The 14,284-nt window shown below is 71.4% G+C and carries 18 protein-coding genes and 1 tRNA gene; 5 read left to right on the plus strand and 14 right to left on the minus strand.

Going from position 1 to position 14,284, the window contains the following annotated elements; all coding sequences use genetic code 11:
• Positions 1–339: 339 nt before the first annotated feature.
• From ACFT4A_RS25415 to ACFT4A_RS25450, 8 genes are all read right to left on the minus strand, one after another.
• Positions 340–1,245 carry an RNA polymerase sigma factor SigF gene (locus ACFT4A_RS25415; RefSeq protein WP_382833811.1) on the minus strand — a complete coding sequence of 302 codons (906 nt, stop codon included), beginning with the start codon at positions 1,243–1,245 and terminating at the stop codon, positions 340–342.
• A 268-nt stretch (positions 1,246–1,513) separates the two neighbouring features.
• Positions 1,514–2,392: an RNA polymerase sigma factor SigF gene (locus tag ACFT4A_RS25420; RefSeq protein ID WP_382833814.1), complete on the minus strand. Its 879-nt coding sequence runs from the start codon at positions 2,390–2,392 to the stop codon at positions 1,514–1,516.
• A gap of 154 nt (positions 2,393–2,546) precedes the next feature.
• Positions 2,547–2,840, minus strand: a complete 294-nt coding sequence (locus tag ACFT4A_RS25425) for a Dabb family protein (protein WP_382833816.1) — start codon at positions 2,838–2,840, stop codon at positions 2,547–2,549.
• On the minus strand, positions 2,840–3,016 hold the full coding sequence (locus tag ACFT4A_RS25430; RefSeq protein WP_382833818.1) for a hypothetical protein: 177 nt from the start codon (positions 3,014–3,016) through the stop codon (positions 2,840–2,842). Before ACFT4A_RS25430 ends, ACFT4A_RS25425 begins: the two co-directional genes overlap by 1 nt.
• A gap of 116 nt (positions 3,017–3,132) precedes the next feature.
• A tRNA-Ser gene (locus tag ACFT4A_RS25435) sits at positions 3,133–3,217 on the minus strand.
• A 45-nt stretch (positions 3,218–3,262) separates the two neighbouring features.
• A complete protein-coding gene (tadA, locus tag ACFT4A_RS25440) occupies positions 3,263–3,694 on the minus strand; it encodes a tRNA adenosine(34) deaminase TadA (protein WP_382833821.1) in 432 nt (143 codons plus the stop codon).
• A 56-nt stretch (positions 3,695–3,750) separates the two neighbouring features.
• On the minus strand, positions 3,751–4,293 hold the full coding sequence (locus tag ACFT4A_RS25445; RefSeq protein ID WP_382834006.1) for a hypothetical protein: 543 nt from the start codon (positions 4,291–4,293) through the stop codon (positions 3,751–3,753).
• Between the two features lie 725 nt (positions 4,294–5,018).
• The gene (locus tag ACFT4A_RS25450; protein WP_382834009.1) at positions 5,019–5,252 is read right to left on the minus strand and encodes a hypothetical protein; all 234 of its coding nucleotides are present in this window, start codon (positions 5,250–5,252) and stop codon (positions 5,019–5,021) included.
• Between the two features lie 107 nt (positions 5,253–5,359).
• Between ACFT4A_RS25450 and upp the strand changes: the two genes are divergently transcribed.
• Complete coding sequence (gene upp / locus ACFT4A_RS25455) at positions 5,360–5,995, plus strand: uracil phosphoribosyltransferase (RefSeq protein ID WP_189727300.1); 636 nt, start codon at positions 5,360–5,362, stop codon at positions 5,993–5,995.
• Between the two features lie 40 nt (positions 5,996–6,035).
• Here upp and ACFT4A_RS25460 read toward each other — a convergent pair whose 3' ends face one another.
• Together ACFT4A_RS25460 and ACFT4A_RS25465 are read right to left on the minus strand one after the other, a co-directional pair.
• The gene (locus ACFT4A_RS25460; RefSeq protein ID WP_382834012.1) at positions 6,036–6,653 is read right to left on the minus strand and encodes a LytR C-terminal domain-containing protein; all 618 of its coding nucleotides are present in this window, start codon (positions 6,651–6,653) and stop codon (positions 6,036–6,038) included.
• A 169-nt stretch (positions 6,654–6,822) separates the two neighbouring features.
• A complete protein-coding gene (locus tag ACFT4A_RS25465; protein ID WP_003999914.1) occupies positions 6,823–7,119 on the minus strand; it encodes a type II toxin-antitoxin system VapB family antitoxin in 297 nt (98 codons plus the stop codon).
• Between the two features lie 106 nt (positions 7,120–7,225).
• On the opposite strand from ACFT4A_RS25465, the gene ACFT4A_RS25470 reads away from it, so the two are divergent.
• A complete protein-coding gene (locus ACFT4A_RS25470) occupies positions 7,226–8,845 on the plus strand; it encodes a helicase HerA-like domain-containing protein (protein ID WP_382833824.1) in 1,620 nt (539 codons plus the stop codon).
• 52 nt (positions 8,846–8,897) lie between these two features.
• On the opposite strand, the gene ACFT4A_RS25475 is transcribed toward ACFT4A_RS25470, so the two are convergent.
• From ACFT4A_RS25475 to ACFT4A_RS25490, 4 genes are all read right to left on the minus strand, one after another.
• Positions 8,898–9,032, minus strand: coding sequence for a hypothetical protein (locus ACFT4A_RS25475; protein ID WP_382833827.1), 135 nt, complete (start codon positions 9,030–9,032; stop codon positions 8,898–8,900).
• 66 nt (positions 9,033–9,098) lie between these two features.
• Positions 9,099–9,440 carry a hypothetical protein gene (locus ACFT4A_RS25480; protein WP_382833830.1) on the minus strand — a complete coding sequence of 114 codons (342 nt, stop codon included), beginning with the start codon at positions 9,438–9,440 and terminating at the stop codon, positions 9,099–9,101.
• Between the two features lie 566 nt (positions 9,441–10,006).
• A complete protein-coding gene (locus ACFT4A_RS25485) occupies positions 10,007–10,600 on the minus strand; it encodes an HhH-GPD-type base excision DNA repair protein (RefSeq protein ID WP_382833833.1) in 594 nt (197 codons plus the stop codon).
• A gap of 48 nt (positions 10,601–10,648) precedes the next feature.
• The gene (locus tag ACFT4A_RS25490) at positions 10,649–11,314 is read right to left on the minus strand and encodes a siderophore-interacting protein (protein WP_382833836.1); all 666 of its coding nucleotides are present in this window, start codon (positions 11,312–11,314) and stop codon (positions 10,649–10,651) included.
• On the opposite strand from ACFT4A_RS25490, the gene ACFT4A_RS25495 reads away from it, so the two are divergent.
• From ACFT4A_RS25495 to ACFT4A_RS25505, 3 genes are all read left to right on the plus strand, one after another.
• Complete coding sequence (locus ACFT4A_RS25495) at positions 11,204–11,710, plus strand: GNAT family N-acetyltransferase (RefSeq protein WP_382833839.1); 507 nt, start codon at positions 11,204–11,206, stop codon at positions 11,708–11,710. The genes ACFT4A_RS25490 and ACFT4A_RS25495 overlap by 111 nt on opposite strands.
• Positions 11,707–12,180, plus strand: coding sequence for a cupin domain-containing protein (locus ACFT4A_RS25500; RefSeq protein WP_382833842.1), 474 nt, complete (start codon positions 11,707–11,709; stop codon positions 12,178–12,180). The genes ACFT4A_RS25495 and ACFT4A_RS25500 overlap by 4 nt, the downstream gene beginning before the upstream one ends.
• Positions 12,181–12,400: 220 nt before the next feature.
• Positions 12,401–14,263, plus strand: coding sequence for a copper resistance protein CopC (locus tag ACFT4A_RS25505; protein ID WP_382834014.1), 1,863 nt, complete (start codon positions 12,401–12,403; stop codon positions 14,261–14,263).
• Positions 14,264–14,284: the final 21 nt, after the last annotated feature.

A 14,284-nucleotide genomic window follows, 5' to 3' on the forward strand; every position in this document is an offset into this window, starting at 1 on the left:
CGGCAGGCGCCCTACGGCGAAGCCACAGCCGGGCTCGCGATGAAGTCGCAGCGCCCTCATGGACGAAGGCCCGCGGCCGGGGTCGCGGCGAAGTCGCAGGTGCCCCACGACGACCCGCAGGTGCCCCACGACGAAGCGGCAGGCGCCCTACGGCGAAGCCACAGCCGGGCTCGCGATGAAGTCGCAGCGCCCTCATGGACGAAGGCCCGCGGCCGGGGTCGCGGCGAAGTCGCAGGTGCCCCACGACGAGGCGCAGGCAGCCCATGACGAGCCGTAGGCGGGTCTCACGACGAGCCGTGGGCGGCGCCACGGCCAGAGCCGTGGGGCCGCCTCGCGGCGTCAGTCCGAGATCAGGCCTTCCCGCAGCTGTGACAGCGTCCGCGTCAGCAGGCGGGAGACGTGCATCTGCGAGATGCCGACCTCCTCGCCGATCTGCGACTGCGTCATGTTCGCGAAGAACCGCAGCATGATGATCCGCCGCTCCCGAGGCGGCAGCTTCGCCAGCAGCGGCTTCAGGGACTCGCGGTACTCCACGCCCTCCAGCGCGGTGTCCTCGTACCCCAGCCGGTCCGCCAGCGACCCCTCGCCGCCGTCGTCCTCCGGCGCCGGCGAGTCCAGCGAGGACGCCGTGTACGCGTTCCCCACCGCCAGCCCGTCGACGACGTCCTCCTCGGACACCCCGAGCACGGCCGCGAGTTCGGCGACCGTGGGAGACCGGTCCAGCTTCTGCGAGAGCTCGTCACTGGCCTTGGTCAGCGCGAGCCGCAGCTCCTGCAGGCGCCGAGGCACCCGCACCGACCACGACGTATCGCGGAAGAACCGCTTGATCTCCCCGACCACCGTCGGCATCGCGAACGTCGGGAACTCCACCCCGCGTTCGCAGTCGAACCGGTCGATCGCCTTGATCAGCCCGATCGTGCCGACCTGGACGATGTCCTCCATCGGCTCGTTCCGCGACCGGAACCGCGCCGCGGCGTACCGCACCAGCGGCAGGTTGAGCTCGATCAGAGTGTCACGGACGTACGCACGCTCGGGGCTGTCCTCGTCGAGCGCGGCCAGCCGCAGGAACAGGGAGCGGGACAGGGTGCGGGTGTCGATGGCGCCCGCGGTCGGAACAACCGGGGCGGGCTCGGCCGCCAGGACGGCCGGAGCATCATCGATGGGGCCGAGTGAGTCGAGAGCATGGGGAGCTGTCTCGCTCTCCGCGAGCGTGAGCACCTTCGAGCTGCCCTGTTCTGCGGACATGCCACCCCCTTTGGGTCGCGGGACGGTCGCGGCGAACGCTCCCGTCTGAGGAACGCAGCCTTCACCTGAATACCGGAGCCGAAGCCCCGGCAAACGCGCTTCACGCAGAATGTCACATGTCGGCAACACGCTGTAGTGACATGTCGACATCTGAGACGCGAATAAGCCCTGCAAACAAGGGGTCTGACGGTCTTTCGGCCCTCAACTGCCCGGAACGGCCCTGATGAGCGATTCCCTCGCTTCGGTGACCTCTCGCTCCTGTTTGCGGTTACGCGTCGATCCTGTTCGCAGACCGCAACCTTTGGAAGCTACGCGCGAGTAGCCGCGAGACATGCATTTGTGAGACGCCGAGCTCCGCGCTGATCTGAGACTGCGTGAGATTGCTGTAGTACCGCAGCAGCAGAATCCGCTGCTCTCTTTCGGGCAGTTGTACGAGCAGATGCCGTACGAGGTCCCGGTGCTCCACGCCGTCCAGCGCGGGATCCTCGTAGCCGAGCCGGTCCAGGAGCCCCGGGAGCCCGTCGCCCTCCTGCGCGGCCTCCAGGGAGGTCGCGTGATACGACCGCCCGGCCTCGATGCAGGACAGCACCTCGTCCTCGGTGATGCGCAGCCGCTCGGCGATCTCAGAGGTGGTCGGCGTGCGCCCGAAGGAGGTGGTCAGGTCCTCGGTCGCGCTGTTGACCTGCACCCACAGCTCGTGCAGCCGGCGCGGTACGTGGACCGTACGGACGTTGTCGCGGAAGTACCGCTTGATCTCGCCGACGACCGTCGGCATGGCGAACGTCGGGAACTGCACGCCCCGGTCCGGGTCGAAGCGGTCGATGGCGTTGATGAGCCCGATGGTGCCGACCTGGACGACATCCTCCATCGGCTCGTTGCGGGAGCGGAAGCGGGCGGCCGCGTAGCGCACGAGCGGGAGGTTGGCCTCGATGAGCGCCCCGCGCACCCGGTCGTGCTCCGGCGTGCCCGGCTGGAGCTCCTTGAGCTGGCCGAAGAGGACCTGCGTGAGGGCGCGGGTGTCGGCGCCGCGGCTCCGCTGGGGGGTCGCTTCAGGGGAGGCTTCCGAGGAGGGTGCCTGAGGCGCAGTACTGGCCAGCACGGTCAACTCCACCTCGTCATCCGTCAACCCGTCCGTCAACCGCTCCATCAAAAGCGGTCATAGCATCACAACACATGCGCACTGTGTGCAAGCACCCCATAACTACGTGTTGAGGGATGAATTACCGCGTACATGCGCTCGAACAACGGAAGAGCCCCCCGTCGCGGCGACGGGGGGCTCGAAGTCGTTCGGGTCGCGGGCGTCAGAACTCGTAGTCCGCGATCACCCACGTGGCGAACTCGCGCCACAGCGCGACACCCGCCTGGTGGTCGGGATGCTCCACGTACCGGCGCAGCGCGTCCGCGTCGTCGAAGGCCGAGTTGATGGCGAAGTCGTGGGCGATGGGGCGGTCGCTGATGTTCCAGCCGAGCTCCCAGAAGCGGAGCTCGGGGATCGCGCCGTCGAGCGCGCGGAAGGCCTCGACGCCCTTCACGACGCGCGGGTCGTCGCGCTCGACGCCCTCGTTGAGCTTGAAGAGGACCAGGTGGCGGATCATCACTTTCCTCCGTTGGCGACCCAGGTGGCGAAGTCGCCGAGGGCACTGGCGGCGTCCGATACGCCCTGGAAACCTATCAGGACGAAGTCGGCGGCCTTCTGCGGATCCGTGATGATCACGTAGAGCCCGAAGACCACGACGACATAGACGGCGACCTTCTTCGCGTTCACCGCCATCGCGGCCTCCCCTGTCACTGGTGTCCCATGCAGCGCACATGATCGCACGAAGGTCCGAACACCCGAAGGGGCAGATCGCACGAAGGGCCCCGTCCTCGGACGGGGCCCTTCTCAAGCGGTAGCGGAGGGATTTGAACCCTCGGTGACTTGCGCCACACTCGCTTTCGAGGCGAGCTCCTTCGGCCGCTCGGACACGCTACCGAGGGAGACCTTACAGCAAGGTGCGGCGTGCTTTGAAATCGGTATTCAGCGGCCGCGGAAGAACTCGGTGAGCAGCCCGGCGCACTCCCCGGCGAGCACGCCCTCGATCACTTCGGGCCGGTGGTTGAGCCGCCGGTCGCGGACCAGATCCCAGAGGGAGCCGGCCGCGCCGGCCTTCTCGTCACGGGCGCCGTAGACGAGACGGTCGACGCGGGACTGCTGGATGGCGCCCGCGCACATCGTGCAGGGCTCCAGCGTCACCACGAGGGTGCAGCCGTCGAGCCGCCACCGGCCGAGTTCGGCGGCGGCCCGGCGGAGGGCGAGGACCTCGGCGTGGGCCGTCGGGTCGCCGCCGAACTCGCGTTCGTTGTGCCCGGCCGCGAGCACGGTCGTGCCGTCCGGGGCCAGGACGACGGCGCCGACGGGGACGTCCCCGCCCCGGACGGCCTCGGCGGCCTCGTCCAGGGCGAGTCGCATCGCGGGCCGCCAGGGGTCACGTACGGGATCCGGCGGTCCAGGGCCGACGGGACCGGTCAGCGGACGGTCTCCAGGGTCTCCGAGGCGCCCAGGGACTCGGCGATCTCGGTGACGGCCTCCGTCGACATCAGGCGCAGCTCCTTCTCGCTGACGCCGAGGTCGTCGAGGATCTGGGGGTCGCCGACCGGGCCGTGCGGCACGGCGTCCGCGGAGCCGGTGGCCCCGTCGCCGCCGTCGGCCTCGTCCTCGTCGGGTTCACCGTCCTCGGTGCCGTCGAGGTCGAGGGCGTCGAGGTCGGCGGAGCCGTCGGCGCCCGGCTCTCGGCCGAGCAGTTCGTCGGTGAGCAGGATCTCGCCGTAGCTGCTGCGGGCAGCGGCGGCGGCGTCCGAGACGTAGATGCGAGGGTCGTCCTCGCCGTCCACGCGGACGACGCCGAACCAGGCGTCCTCCTGCTCGATCAGCACGAGCACCGTGTCCTCGTCGGGGGAGGATTCACGGGCCAGGTCGGCCAGATCCGACAGGGTTTCCACATCGTCGAGCTCTGTGTCGCTCGCTTTCCACCCGTCTTCGGTGCGCGCGAGCAGTGCGGCGAAGTACACCGTGACTCTCCCACTGGTCATAGGCGTGCCGGTTGGGGATCCCCCCGGCGGAGGTTGAGGGCGGGGAGTGCTCGTCCGAGCCCCGCCCACTCGGAATCGTGGCAGAAACAAGGCGTTCAGGGGACGTCTTCGGCACCCTGTGTCCGGCAGTTTTGATCGCACGCTCGTTGCCGCCACCTGCGGATCGTACGCGGCTTTCCCCTGCTCCACGCACGGTCACCGCGACAATATCCGCGCGGTTCGTGATCTTCTCCAACGGTTTCCTCACCCGTTTCCTACCGGCAGAAGTCCCACGGTCGGACGCGCGGGTCCCTGGCGACGAACGCGCCCGGGCCCCACCGGCGGAACGTGTGCCGGCCCTACCGGTGAAAGGCGTCCGGGTCCTGCGGGTGGGTGTGCGGGGTCCTGTGCGGGGGAGGTGTCTGGGCCCAGGGGCAGACCCGTGCGGGGCCCCATGCATGCCCGTACGGCGGTCGGACGTGCGCGGTCCTCGCAGCGAAACCGTCCGGGTCCCACCGACCGAGGCGCGCGGGTCCCACGGGTGGAACGCGTGCGCGTTACGCGGGCGGACCCGTCTGGCTCCTACGGACCTGCCCGTGCGGTCCTGGTGTCACCGGCGAAGCCGTGCGGGTGTCACCGACGCACCCGTCCGGGGCCCACTGTCGGACGAGTGCAGGCCTAGCGATGGCGGGCGTGCTGGTGCCGTCGGTGGGACCGGGCCGGTGTTACCAGCGGAACGTGCGCATGCGCATGGCGTGTCGCAGGCGGGCTGTCTTGGCGCGGCGGGGCTGGACTCGGTCGCGCAGTTCGCGGGCCTCGGCGAGGTCGCGCAGGAAGCGGGCGCGGCGTCGGCGGCGCTCGGCGGAGGACACGTCCGGATCGTTCGTCCGGTCGGCCGCCGGGTCCGCCCCGGGCCATGCGCGCGGGGACAGCTCTTGTCGGGAATCCCGGTCGGGCATCTGGCTCATCACCCCCAGTTCGTCCATCCCCGCCTTCCCCCGGACGGGCGATTGACGCCGACAACGCCGTGCGACCCGGCTCACCCGGCCCGGCTACTGTTGTGGACATGCGTCTCCACGTCGTCGACCACCCACTGGTCGCCCACAAGCTCACCACGCTGCGCGACCAGCGCACCGACTCCGCGACCTTCCGCCGTCTCGCCGACGAGCTGGTCACCCTGCTCGCCTACGAGGCCACGCGCGACGTGCGCACCGAGCAGGTCGACATCCGGACCCCGGTGGCCACGACCACGGGCGTCAAGCTCTCCCACCCGCGCCCCCTGGTGGTGCCGATCCTGCGGGCCGGGCTCGGCATGCTCGACGGCATGGTCCGGCTGCTGCCGACCGCCGAGGTCGGCTTCCTCGGCATGATCCGCAACGAGGAGACGCTCGAGGCCTCCACGTACGCGACGCGCATGCCGGAGGACCTGTCGGGACGCCAGGTGTACGTGCTGGACCCGATGCTCGCCACCGGCGGCACGCTGGTCGCGGCGATCCAGGAGCTGATCAAGCGCGGCGCCGACGATGTGACCGCCGTGGTGCTGCTGGCCGCCCCCGAGGGCGTCGAGATCATGGAGCGCGAGCTGGCCGGCACCCCGGTGACGGTCGTGACCGCCTCGGTCGACGAGCGCCTGAACGAGCACGGCTACATCGTCCCGGGCCTCGGCGACGCGGGCGACCGGATGTACGGCGCGGCGGAGTAAGAGACCCCCGGGCCCACGAGGGGCCCACGCACCGACCCTCTCAGCAGCCCTTCTTCGGGGTAACCGCCGGCTCGGGCCTGGTCAGCTTGGCCAGGGCCTGGTCGGCGGCGGGCTTCTTCGCCAGTTCCTTGAAGCCGTCGCCGATGACGAGATCGACGGCGGCACCCTTGCGGGCCGCCTCGGTACGCCGTTCGGCGCCCGGGAGCTGCGTGCCGAGCACCGGCAGCGAGGTGTCGAGGGCGGCGGCGGGGCCGAGCAGCACGCCGGTGCCCTTGACCTTCTTGTCGTACTGCTTGGTCGCGTTGCCCACGTCGCCGATCTTGAAGCCGCGCTTCTTCAGCTCGTCGGCGGTCTTCTTCGCCAGGCCGCTGCGGGTGGTGGCGTTGAAGACGTTGACCGTGATCGTGCGCGGCTCGGGCAGCGCCTTGGCGACGGGCGAGGCACTCGCCTTGGTCCTGGGCGCGCAGTCCGTGCCGTTGCCGGCTGCCGAAGCCTTTCTGCCGCCGCCGGTGAAGACGTCGATGAGCTGCAGCGTGCCCCAGCCGCCCACGCCGAGCACGGCTACGGAGGCGACGACCACGACGACAAGCCGCCCATGCCGCCGGGGGCCCCGCATCCGGGGGTGCTTGTTGCCCGTGATGCGGTACTTGCCGCCCATGCCGGGGGGAGTCAGCATGCTCATGTACGCAGCGTAGTGCGCCTGGGCGACGATGCCTACTAGATGATCATTCGACATCGGCCAGACGGACCAGACAGACCGCACGGACCAGCCGGACGAGACGGACCAGCCGGACCCGAAAGGGCCAACCGTTACCGGCGGGGGTCGGTCAGTCCAGCTCGAGTACGCGCGCGTGCAGCACCTGGCGCTGCTGGAGCGCCGCCCGCACCGCGCGGTGCAGGCCGTCCTCCAGGTACAGATCGCCCTGCCACTTCACGACGTGCGCGAAGAGGTCGCCGTAGAACGTCGAGTCCTCGGCGAGGAGGGTCTCCAGGTCCAGCTGCCCCTTGGTCGTCACGAGCTGATCGAGGCGGACCGGGCGCGGCGCGACGTCCGCCCACTGCCGGGTGCTTTCCCGGCCGTGGTCGGGGTACGGCCGGCCGTTTCCGATGCGCTTGAAGATCACACGGAAAGCCTACCGGGCAAGACGTTCCGGGCGCAGCCATGGCGCCGTAGTGCGACGCTGAAAAAAAACCCACAAGGCGGTACGAACCGGGAACAGGGGCGTGAATATGCCGGACCGCGAGACCATGCCGTCGGCCCCGGCTCCGGAAGTGTCGGAGCGCGCTGCCGCCCTCCCTCAGGAGGCCCTGAAGATCGCCTCCGGCTACGCCTTCTCCGGCCCGGCCCTGCATCTGGGCGCCCTGCTGTGGGACGGGACGTGCCTGCCGGACGCGCAGATCCGGGTGCCGCTGGCGATGCTCAACCGCCACGGCCTGGTCGCGGGCGCCACCGGCACCGGCAAGACCAAGACGCTCCAGCTGATCGCCGAGCAGCTGTCCGCCCAGGGTGTGCCCGTCTTCCTCGCCGACATCAAGGGCGACCTCTCCGGGATCGCGGTGCCGGGCCGCCCGGACGCCCGGGTCGAGGGCCGGGCCAAGGACGTCCACCAGCAGTGGACGGCGACGGGCTTCCCGGCCGAGTACTACGCCCTCGGCGGCATCGGCCGCGGCATCCCCGTCCGGGCCACGGTCACCGGCTTCGGCCCGGTGCTGCTGTCCAAGGTGCTGCGGCTGAACCGGACCCAGGAGCAGTCCCTCGCCCTGATCTTCCACTACGCCGACAGCAAGGGCCTGGAGCTGATCGACCTCAAGGACCTCAGGGCGGTCGTGACCTTCCTGACCTCGGACGAGGGCCGCCAGGAGCTGAAGACGATCGGCGGTCTGTCGGCCGCCACGGCCGGGGTGATCCTGCGGTCCCTGACGGCCTTCGAGGCGCAGGGCGCGTCCGGTTTCTTCGGGGAGCCGGAATTCGACACCGCCGAGTTGCTCCGGACGGGTGAGGACGGACGCGGCACCGTCTCCGTACTGGAGCTGAACGCCGTACAGGACCGGCCGCAGCTGTTCTCGACGTTCCTGATGTGGCTGCTCGCCGACCTCTTCCACGACCTGCCCGAGCTCGGCGACGTGGACAAGCCCCGGCTGGTCTTCTTCCTCGACGAGGCGCATCTGCTCTTCGACGACGCCTCCGAGGCGTTCCTGGAGTCGATCACGCAGACCGTGCGCCTGATTCGCTCGAAAGGGGTCGGCGTCTTCTTCGTGACACAGACCCCGAAGGACGTCCCCGCCGATGTCCTCGCCCAGCTCGGCAACCGCGTCCAGCACGCGTTGCGCGCCTTCACCCCCGACGACCAGAAGGCCCTGAACGCCACGGTGAAGACCTTCCCGAAGTCGCCGTACGACCTCGAAGAGGTGCTGACCAACCTGGGGACGGGCGAGGCGGTGGTGACGGTGCTGAGCGAGAAGGGTGCCCCGACGCCGGTCGCCGCGACCCGGCTGCGCGCCCCCGAGTCCCTGATGGGTCCGGTCGGGCAGGAGGCCTTGGACCGGGCGGTGGAGGAGTCGCCGCTGTACGAGCGGTACGCCCGGGCCGTGGACCGGGAGTCGGCGTACGAGCGGCTGACGGACGACCGGGGCGGCCAGGGTGACCGGCGGGGCCGTGGGGCGAAGGGGCCGGACGAGATGCGGGACGCGGCCACTCCGGTGGAAGGGGATCGGCCCTCCGCTGTGGAGCAGGTGGTCGGCAGCGGGGTGTTCAAGTCCCTGGCCAGGTCCGTCGGTACGCAGATCGGGCGGGAGATCACCCGCTCGCTGTTCGGGACGGCCCGGCGTTCGGGGCGGCGGAGGCGCTAGTTCTTCTTCGTTCTGTGCTTCTTCTCTGCATCGCCTCCGCCGCGCGGGTCGGTCAGTCGCGTTCGTGTTCCTTCGGGGGCCGCTGGGGCTCCCGGGTGTCCGGCTTGGGCTGGGGCGGCCTGGGGGCGTTGCGGGCGGCCTCCGCGCGCAGCAGGGCGCGCAGGACCGCGTACGGGTCTTGAAGCATGGCTGTTCCTCGTCGTTCCTCGTCGTTCCTGTTCCGTGCGGGGCTGAGGGACCGGTGGCCGGTCCCTCAGCAGCGCAGGACTTCGGAGCGGAGGGGGCGAGGGTCGTGAATCGGGCTCCACGGCACGGGCGCGGGGCGCGTTGCGGTGTACGCGGGCCCGGGGGCCGGGAGCGGGGCGGGACGCAGCGGGACGGCGGCGCGCCGGGCTCCCCGGGCCGATGGGCGCAGGGCCGTGTCGAGGACATCGCACTCGACGGCCGCGCTCTCCCCGGAGACGGTGGCCATCGGCCCCGTGTACGCCTCGGCGTGCGCGCCCGGCAGAAGCAGGGCGAGCAGCAGGACGAACACCCGCGGCCACGCCTTCCGGCGGGCGCCGCGAGGGACCGGCTGCGGTGCGGCGGGGGTCACGGGAGGTCGTTCCCCGTCGCGGTTGGGGCGTGACCGTGAGGCATGATCCATACTCGGCCCGACCCGAACCGACCCGCCACCCGGGACGGTCCAGGAGACTGACGCCTGGGTGTTGGGGTGGGTCGGGGGGTGAGGCCTGGGTGTCGGGGTGGGCCGGGAGGCTGGGGCCTGCCACGCGGGGTGGGCCGGGAGGCTGAGACCTGCCTGTACGGGCGGGCCTGGCGCCTGCCACCCGGGGTGGGCCCGGGAGGCTGATGCCTGATTGCCAGGGCAGACCGGGGGCTGAGGCCTGGGTGTTGGCGCGGGCCCGGAGCCTGACGCCCGACACCCGGCGTGCCGAGAGGCTGACGCCTGCCACCCGGGGCGGCCGGGGGCCTGACACCTGCCCGCCAGGGCGGCTCTGGAGGCCGGCGTCCGCCACCCAGGGCGGCCCGAGAGGCTTACGCCCGCCACCCCGGGCGGCCGGGAGCCTGACGCCGACCCGCCAGGGCGGCCCTGGAGGCAAGCGCAAGCCACCCAGGACAGCCCGAGACCCTGACGTCTGCTCGGCCGGGGCCGGTGGGCTGTTACTCGCCCGCGGCCTTCGCCGCCTTGGCCGCTGCCTTCATCTCCTGCTTGTGGGCGCGCACCTTGACCAGCGACTCGGGCCCGGTGATGTCGGCGACGGAACGGAAGGACTGCGGCTCGCCGTACGCGCCCGCGGCCTCCCGCCACCCCTCCGGCCGCACGCCGAGCTGCTTGCCGAGCAGGGCGAGGAAGATCTGGGCCTTCTGCTTGCCGAAGCCCGGCAGGCCGGCCAGCCGCTTCAGCAGTTCCTTGCCGGTGGCGGCGTCCTTCCAGACGGCCTCGGCGTCACCGTCGTAGTGCTCGACGAGGTACTGGCAGAGCTGCTGGATCCGCTTGGCCATGGAGCCCGGGTAGCGGTGCACGGCCGGCTTCTGCGAGAGCAGCGCGGCGAAGGCCTCGGGTTCGTGCGCGGCGATCTCGTGCGCGTCCAGGTCGTCCGTGCCGAGCCGCTGGGCGATCGTCGCCGGACCCTTGAACGCCCACTCCATCGGGACTTGCTGGTCCAGCAGCATCCCGACCAGTGCGGCGAGCGGACTGCGGCCGAGCAGCGCGTCGGCCTCGGGGTCCTGGGCGAGGTGAAGGGTGACGTCCATGCCCCGATCATCCCCCGGTCGGGGCCCGCCCGCGTCCGCAGCCGGGTCCTAGGACGCGCGCCAGTACCCCAGCGCGTGCACCCGCTGCTTGGGCAGGCCCAGTTCCTTGCGTACGTACGCCGCCAGGGTCCGGGTCGTCGCCGTGTCGCAGGCGATCCAGACGTACGGGTCGGAGGCCCCCTGGAGCAGCCCGGGCAGGTCCGTCTTCACCCGGTCGACGAGCTGGGCGCCGGAGTCCCGGCGGGGCACATGGCGCAGCTCGTGCCGGTCCGGGTCGGTGCGGAACGGCAGGTCCTCGCCGCCGCCCTCGAACCAGACGGTGGCCGGGGCGGAGCCCAGCGCGTCCAGCAGGGAGTTGATGGCCGGCAGCGAGGCCGGGTCGCCGACGGCGAAGAAGTGCGAAGGCGCGGGGCTCGGGTGTTCGAAGCCCGTGCCCTGGACGGTCGCCTCGACGGTGTCACCGGGCTTCGCCGCCCTGGCCCAGTCGCTGGCGCACCCCTCGTGCAGCGCGAACTCCAGGCTGAAGGTGCCGGCCTCCGGGTCCGGGTCGACCAGCGTGTAGGCCCGTTGGTGGTGCCGCTGGACCCGGAATCCGACGCCGCCGTGATCCACCGCTGGGTGAACGAGGACCGGGCCGCCTTCTGGGGCATGAACGACCTCACCGAGCGTCAGGTGGCCGAGACCTACGCCCACCTGGACACCCTCACCACCCACCACGCCCACCTCGTCGTCCGCGACGGCGAGCCCGTCGCCCTCCTCCAGACCTACGAGCCCGAGGCCGACCGCGTCAGCGAGTGCTACGACGTCCGCCCCGGCGACATCGGCGTCCACCTGCTGCTCGCCCCCGCCGGCCCGGGCGGCACCCGCTCCGGCTGGACGGCCCGGCTGGTGGCGTCCATCGCCGGGTACGTCCTGCTGGGCCTGGACCGGCGGCGGGTCGTGGTCGACCCGGACGTACGCAACGAGAAGGCCGTCGCCCGCTTCCTCGAACTGGGCTTCACGGCGGGGCCGGTGGTCGTCCTGCCCGAGATCGACCTGCCCGACGTGTACCTCCCTGAGAAGAAGGCGCAGCTCGCCTTCCTCGACCGGGAAGTACTCTTCCCCGGGTGACGCCCGAGGACCTCATCGCGCACTACGGCCTGGAACCGATCCCCCGCGAAGGCGGCCTGTTCCGCCAGACCTGGGCCGGCCCTGAACGCCCCGACGGCCGCCCCGAGGGCACGGCGATCGTCGCGCTCCTGACAGCGGCCGCCTTCTCCGCCCTCCACCGCCTCCCGACCGACGAGGTCTGGCACTTCTACCTCGGCGATCCCCTGGAGCTCCTCCTGCTCGCCCCGGACGGCAGCACGCGGACGGTGGTGCTGGGCCCGGAGGTCCTGGGTGGCCAGCATGTGCAATTCACGGTCCCGGCAGGTACGTGGATGGGCGGGAGGTCTCAGGGAGAGTGGACTCTGTTCGGCTGCACGATGGCGCCCGGCTTCACGTTCGAGGGCTACGAACACGGGGATGAGGCGGAGCTGACGGCGAGCTATCCGACAGAGGCGCACAGGATCGCAGGGCTGTCGCGGCCTGTCTCTTAGGGGCGCGGGGCTGTATCGATTTGCGGCTCCGCCGCGTGGGCGCGACCAGCCACAACGCTCTCGCAGCCGCCACACAACACAGCCACACACCCCGATGAGCGCTACACCCTTCTCATCCGTACGTATCCGGAAGCCGTACAGCCCGACCCCGGAGAACCACGTGGACCCACGGCGGAACGAGGAGCGCAATGTCGGACACCCTCGGCGAATCCAAGCCCTGGTGCTGCTCGGCACCGTGCTGGTCCTGCTCTTCCTCAGCGGAGCCCCCGCCTCGGCCCACGCAGCCCTCCGCAGCACCGACCCTGACGATGGATCCGTCGTCGGACAGGCTCCCCGCAGTGTCACCCTGACCTTCACCGAATCCGTAGGCCTGCTCGACGACTCCTTCCGGGTCTTCGGCCCCGACCAGCGCCGCGTCCCCACCGGCGAGGCAGCGCACGCGGACGGCCGCTCCGAAACGGCCCGGGTCGGCCTGCCCGGGAAGCTCGACCAGGGCACCTACACGGTGGCCTGGCGGGTGGTGTCCGCCGACAGCCACCCGGTCTCCGGCGCCTTCTCCTTCTCCGTCGGCAAACGGTCCGCCACGTCCACGCAGATCGACACCGGCCCGGACGAGGACCCGCTGACCGGCCGCCTCTACGACGCCGCCCGCTACCTCGCCTACCTCGCCGCCGCGCTGCTCGTCGGCGCCGCGGCGTTCGCGCTGCTGTGCCGTCCCGCGAACAGGTCCCCGCTGCGCAAGCCGCTGATGACGGCCTGGTGGACACTGCTGGGCTCGACGGTCGTCCTGCTCCTGCTGCGCGCCCCGTACGAGGCGGGCTCCGGCCCGGCGGCGGCCTTCGACGCCACCGTCCTCGAACGCACCCTGACCAGCCGCCCGGGCCTGGCCCTGCTCGCCAGGCTGGCCGTTCTCCTGCTGACCGCCGTGTTCCTGGTGTGGCTCTCCAAGCGCCTGAACAGCCGGGACGGTCAGGACAGCCAGGACCGCCGGGAGCCGATGGCGCTGGCTGCGGGCACGGTCCTCGCCGTCGGACTGGCCCTGACCTGGGCGGCGGCCGAACACGCCTCCGCCGGGATCCAGGTGCCGCTGGCGATGACGTCGTCCGTACTGCACCTGCTGGCGACCGGGGTCTGGCTGGGCGGCCTCGTGGCCCTGCTCCTGACCCTGCGCCGCTCGTCCGGCGAGTACCTGACGGAGGTCGTGCCCCGCTTCTCCCGTATCGCCTTCGCCTCGGTGACGGTCCTGGTCGTCACCGGCGTGTACCAGTCCTGGCGCGGCCTCGGCTCCGTCTCCGCGCTGACCGGCACGTCGTACGGCAGGCTGCTGCTCGCGAAACTGGTCGCGGTGACCGTGCTGGTGCTGGCGGCCGGGTACTCACGCCGCTGGACGGCCCGTATCGCGGCGACGGCGACGGCGACGGCGACCGTGCCGACGACCGCCCCTGCGGTGGCCGTACGCGAACGGGTCGCGCAGCCGGTCGGCGCCCCGCCGCCGGAGACGACAGCCAAGCCCGAGACTCCGGAAGTCGAGGAACCGGAGCAGCCGGAGCAGCCGGAGCCGTCGGCCCCCGAGCCGGGAGACCGGGACGGGATCCGACGCGGCCTGCGCCGCTCCGTCCTCATCGAGGTCGCCGTCGCCGCCGTCGTGCTGCTGATCACGACCCTGCTCACCACCACGCTGCCGGGCCGCGCCCAGGCCGAGGCCGCGCAGCAGGCCCCGGCGGGCTCACTGCCGCCCACGACCCTGACGACGGTGCCCTACGACACGGGCACGGACTCCGTGACCGGCCGCGGCACGGTGCAGGTCACCCTGGACCCGGCCCGCGTCGGCGAGAACGGCATCCAGGCCGTGGTCTACGGCTCCGACAAGGGCCTGATCGTCATCCCCGAGGTCCGCATCACCTTCACCCTGCCCTCCCGGAAGGTCGGCCCCATCGACGCCGAACTGAAGAACGCGGGCGGCTACTGGAGCACCAACTCCGTCAACCTGCCCCTCCCCGGGACCTGGACGATGAAGACGACCGTGCGGGTGTCGGACGTCGACCAGGTGACGGTGTCGAAGAAGGTGCGCGTCGTGTCCTAGACCGCGTACGGGCGACCGCGC

The sequence above is a fragment of the Streptomyces sp. NPDC057099 genome (assembly GCF_042671245.1).
GTDB classification, from domain to species: domain Bacteria; phylum Actinomycetota; class Actinomycetes; order Streptomycetales; family Streptomycetaceae; genus Streptomyces; species Streptomyces purpurascens.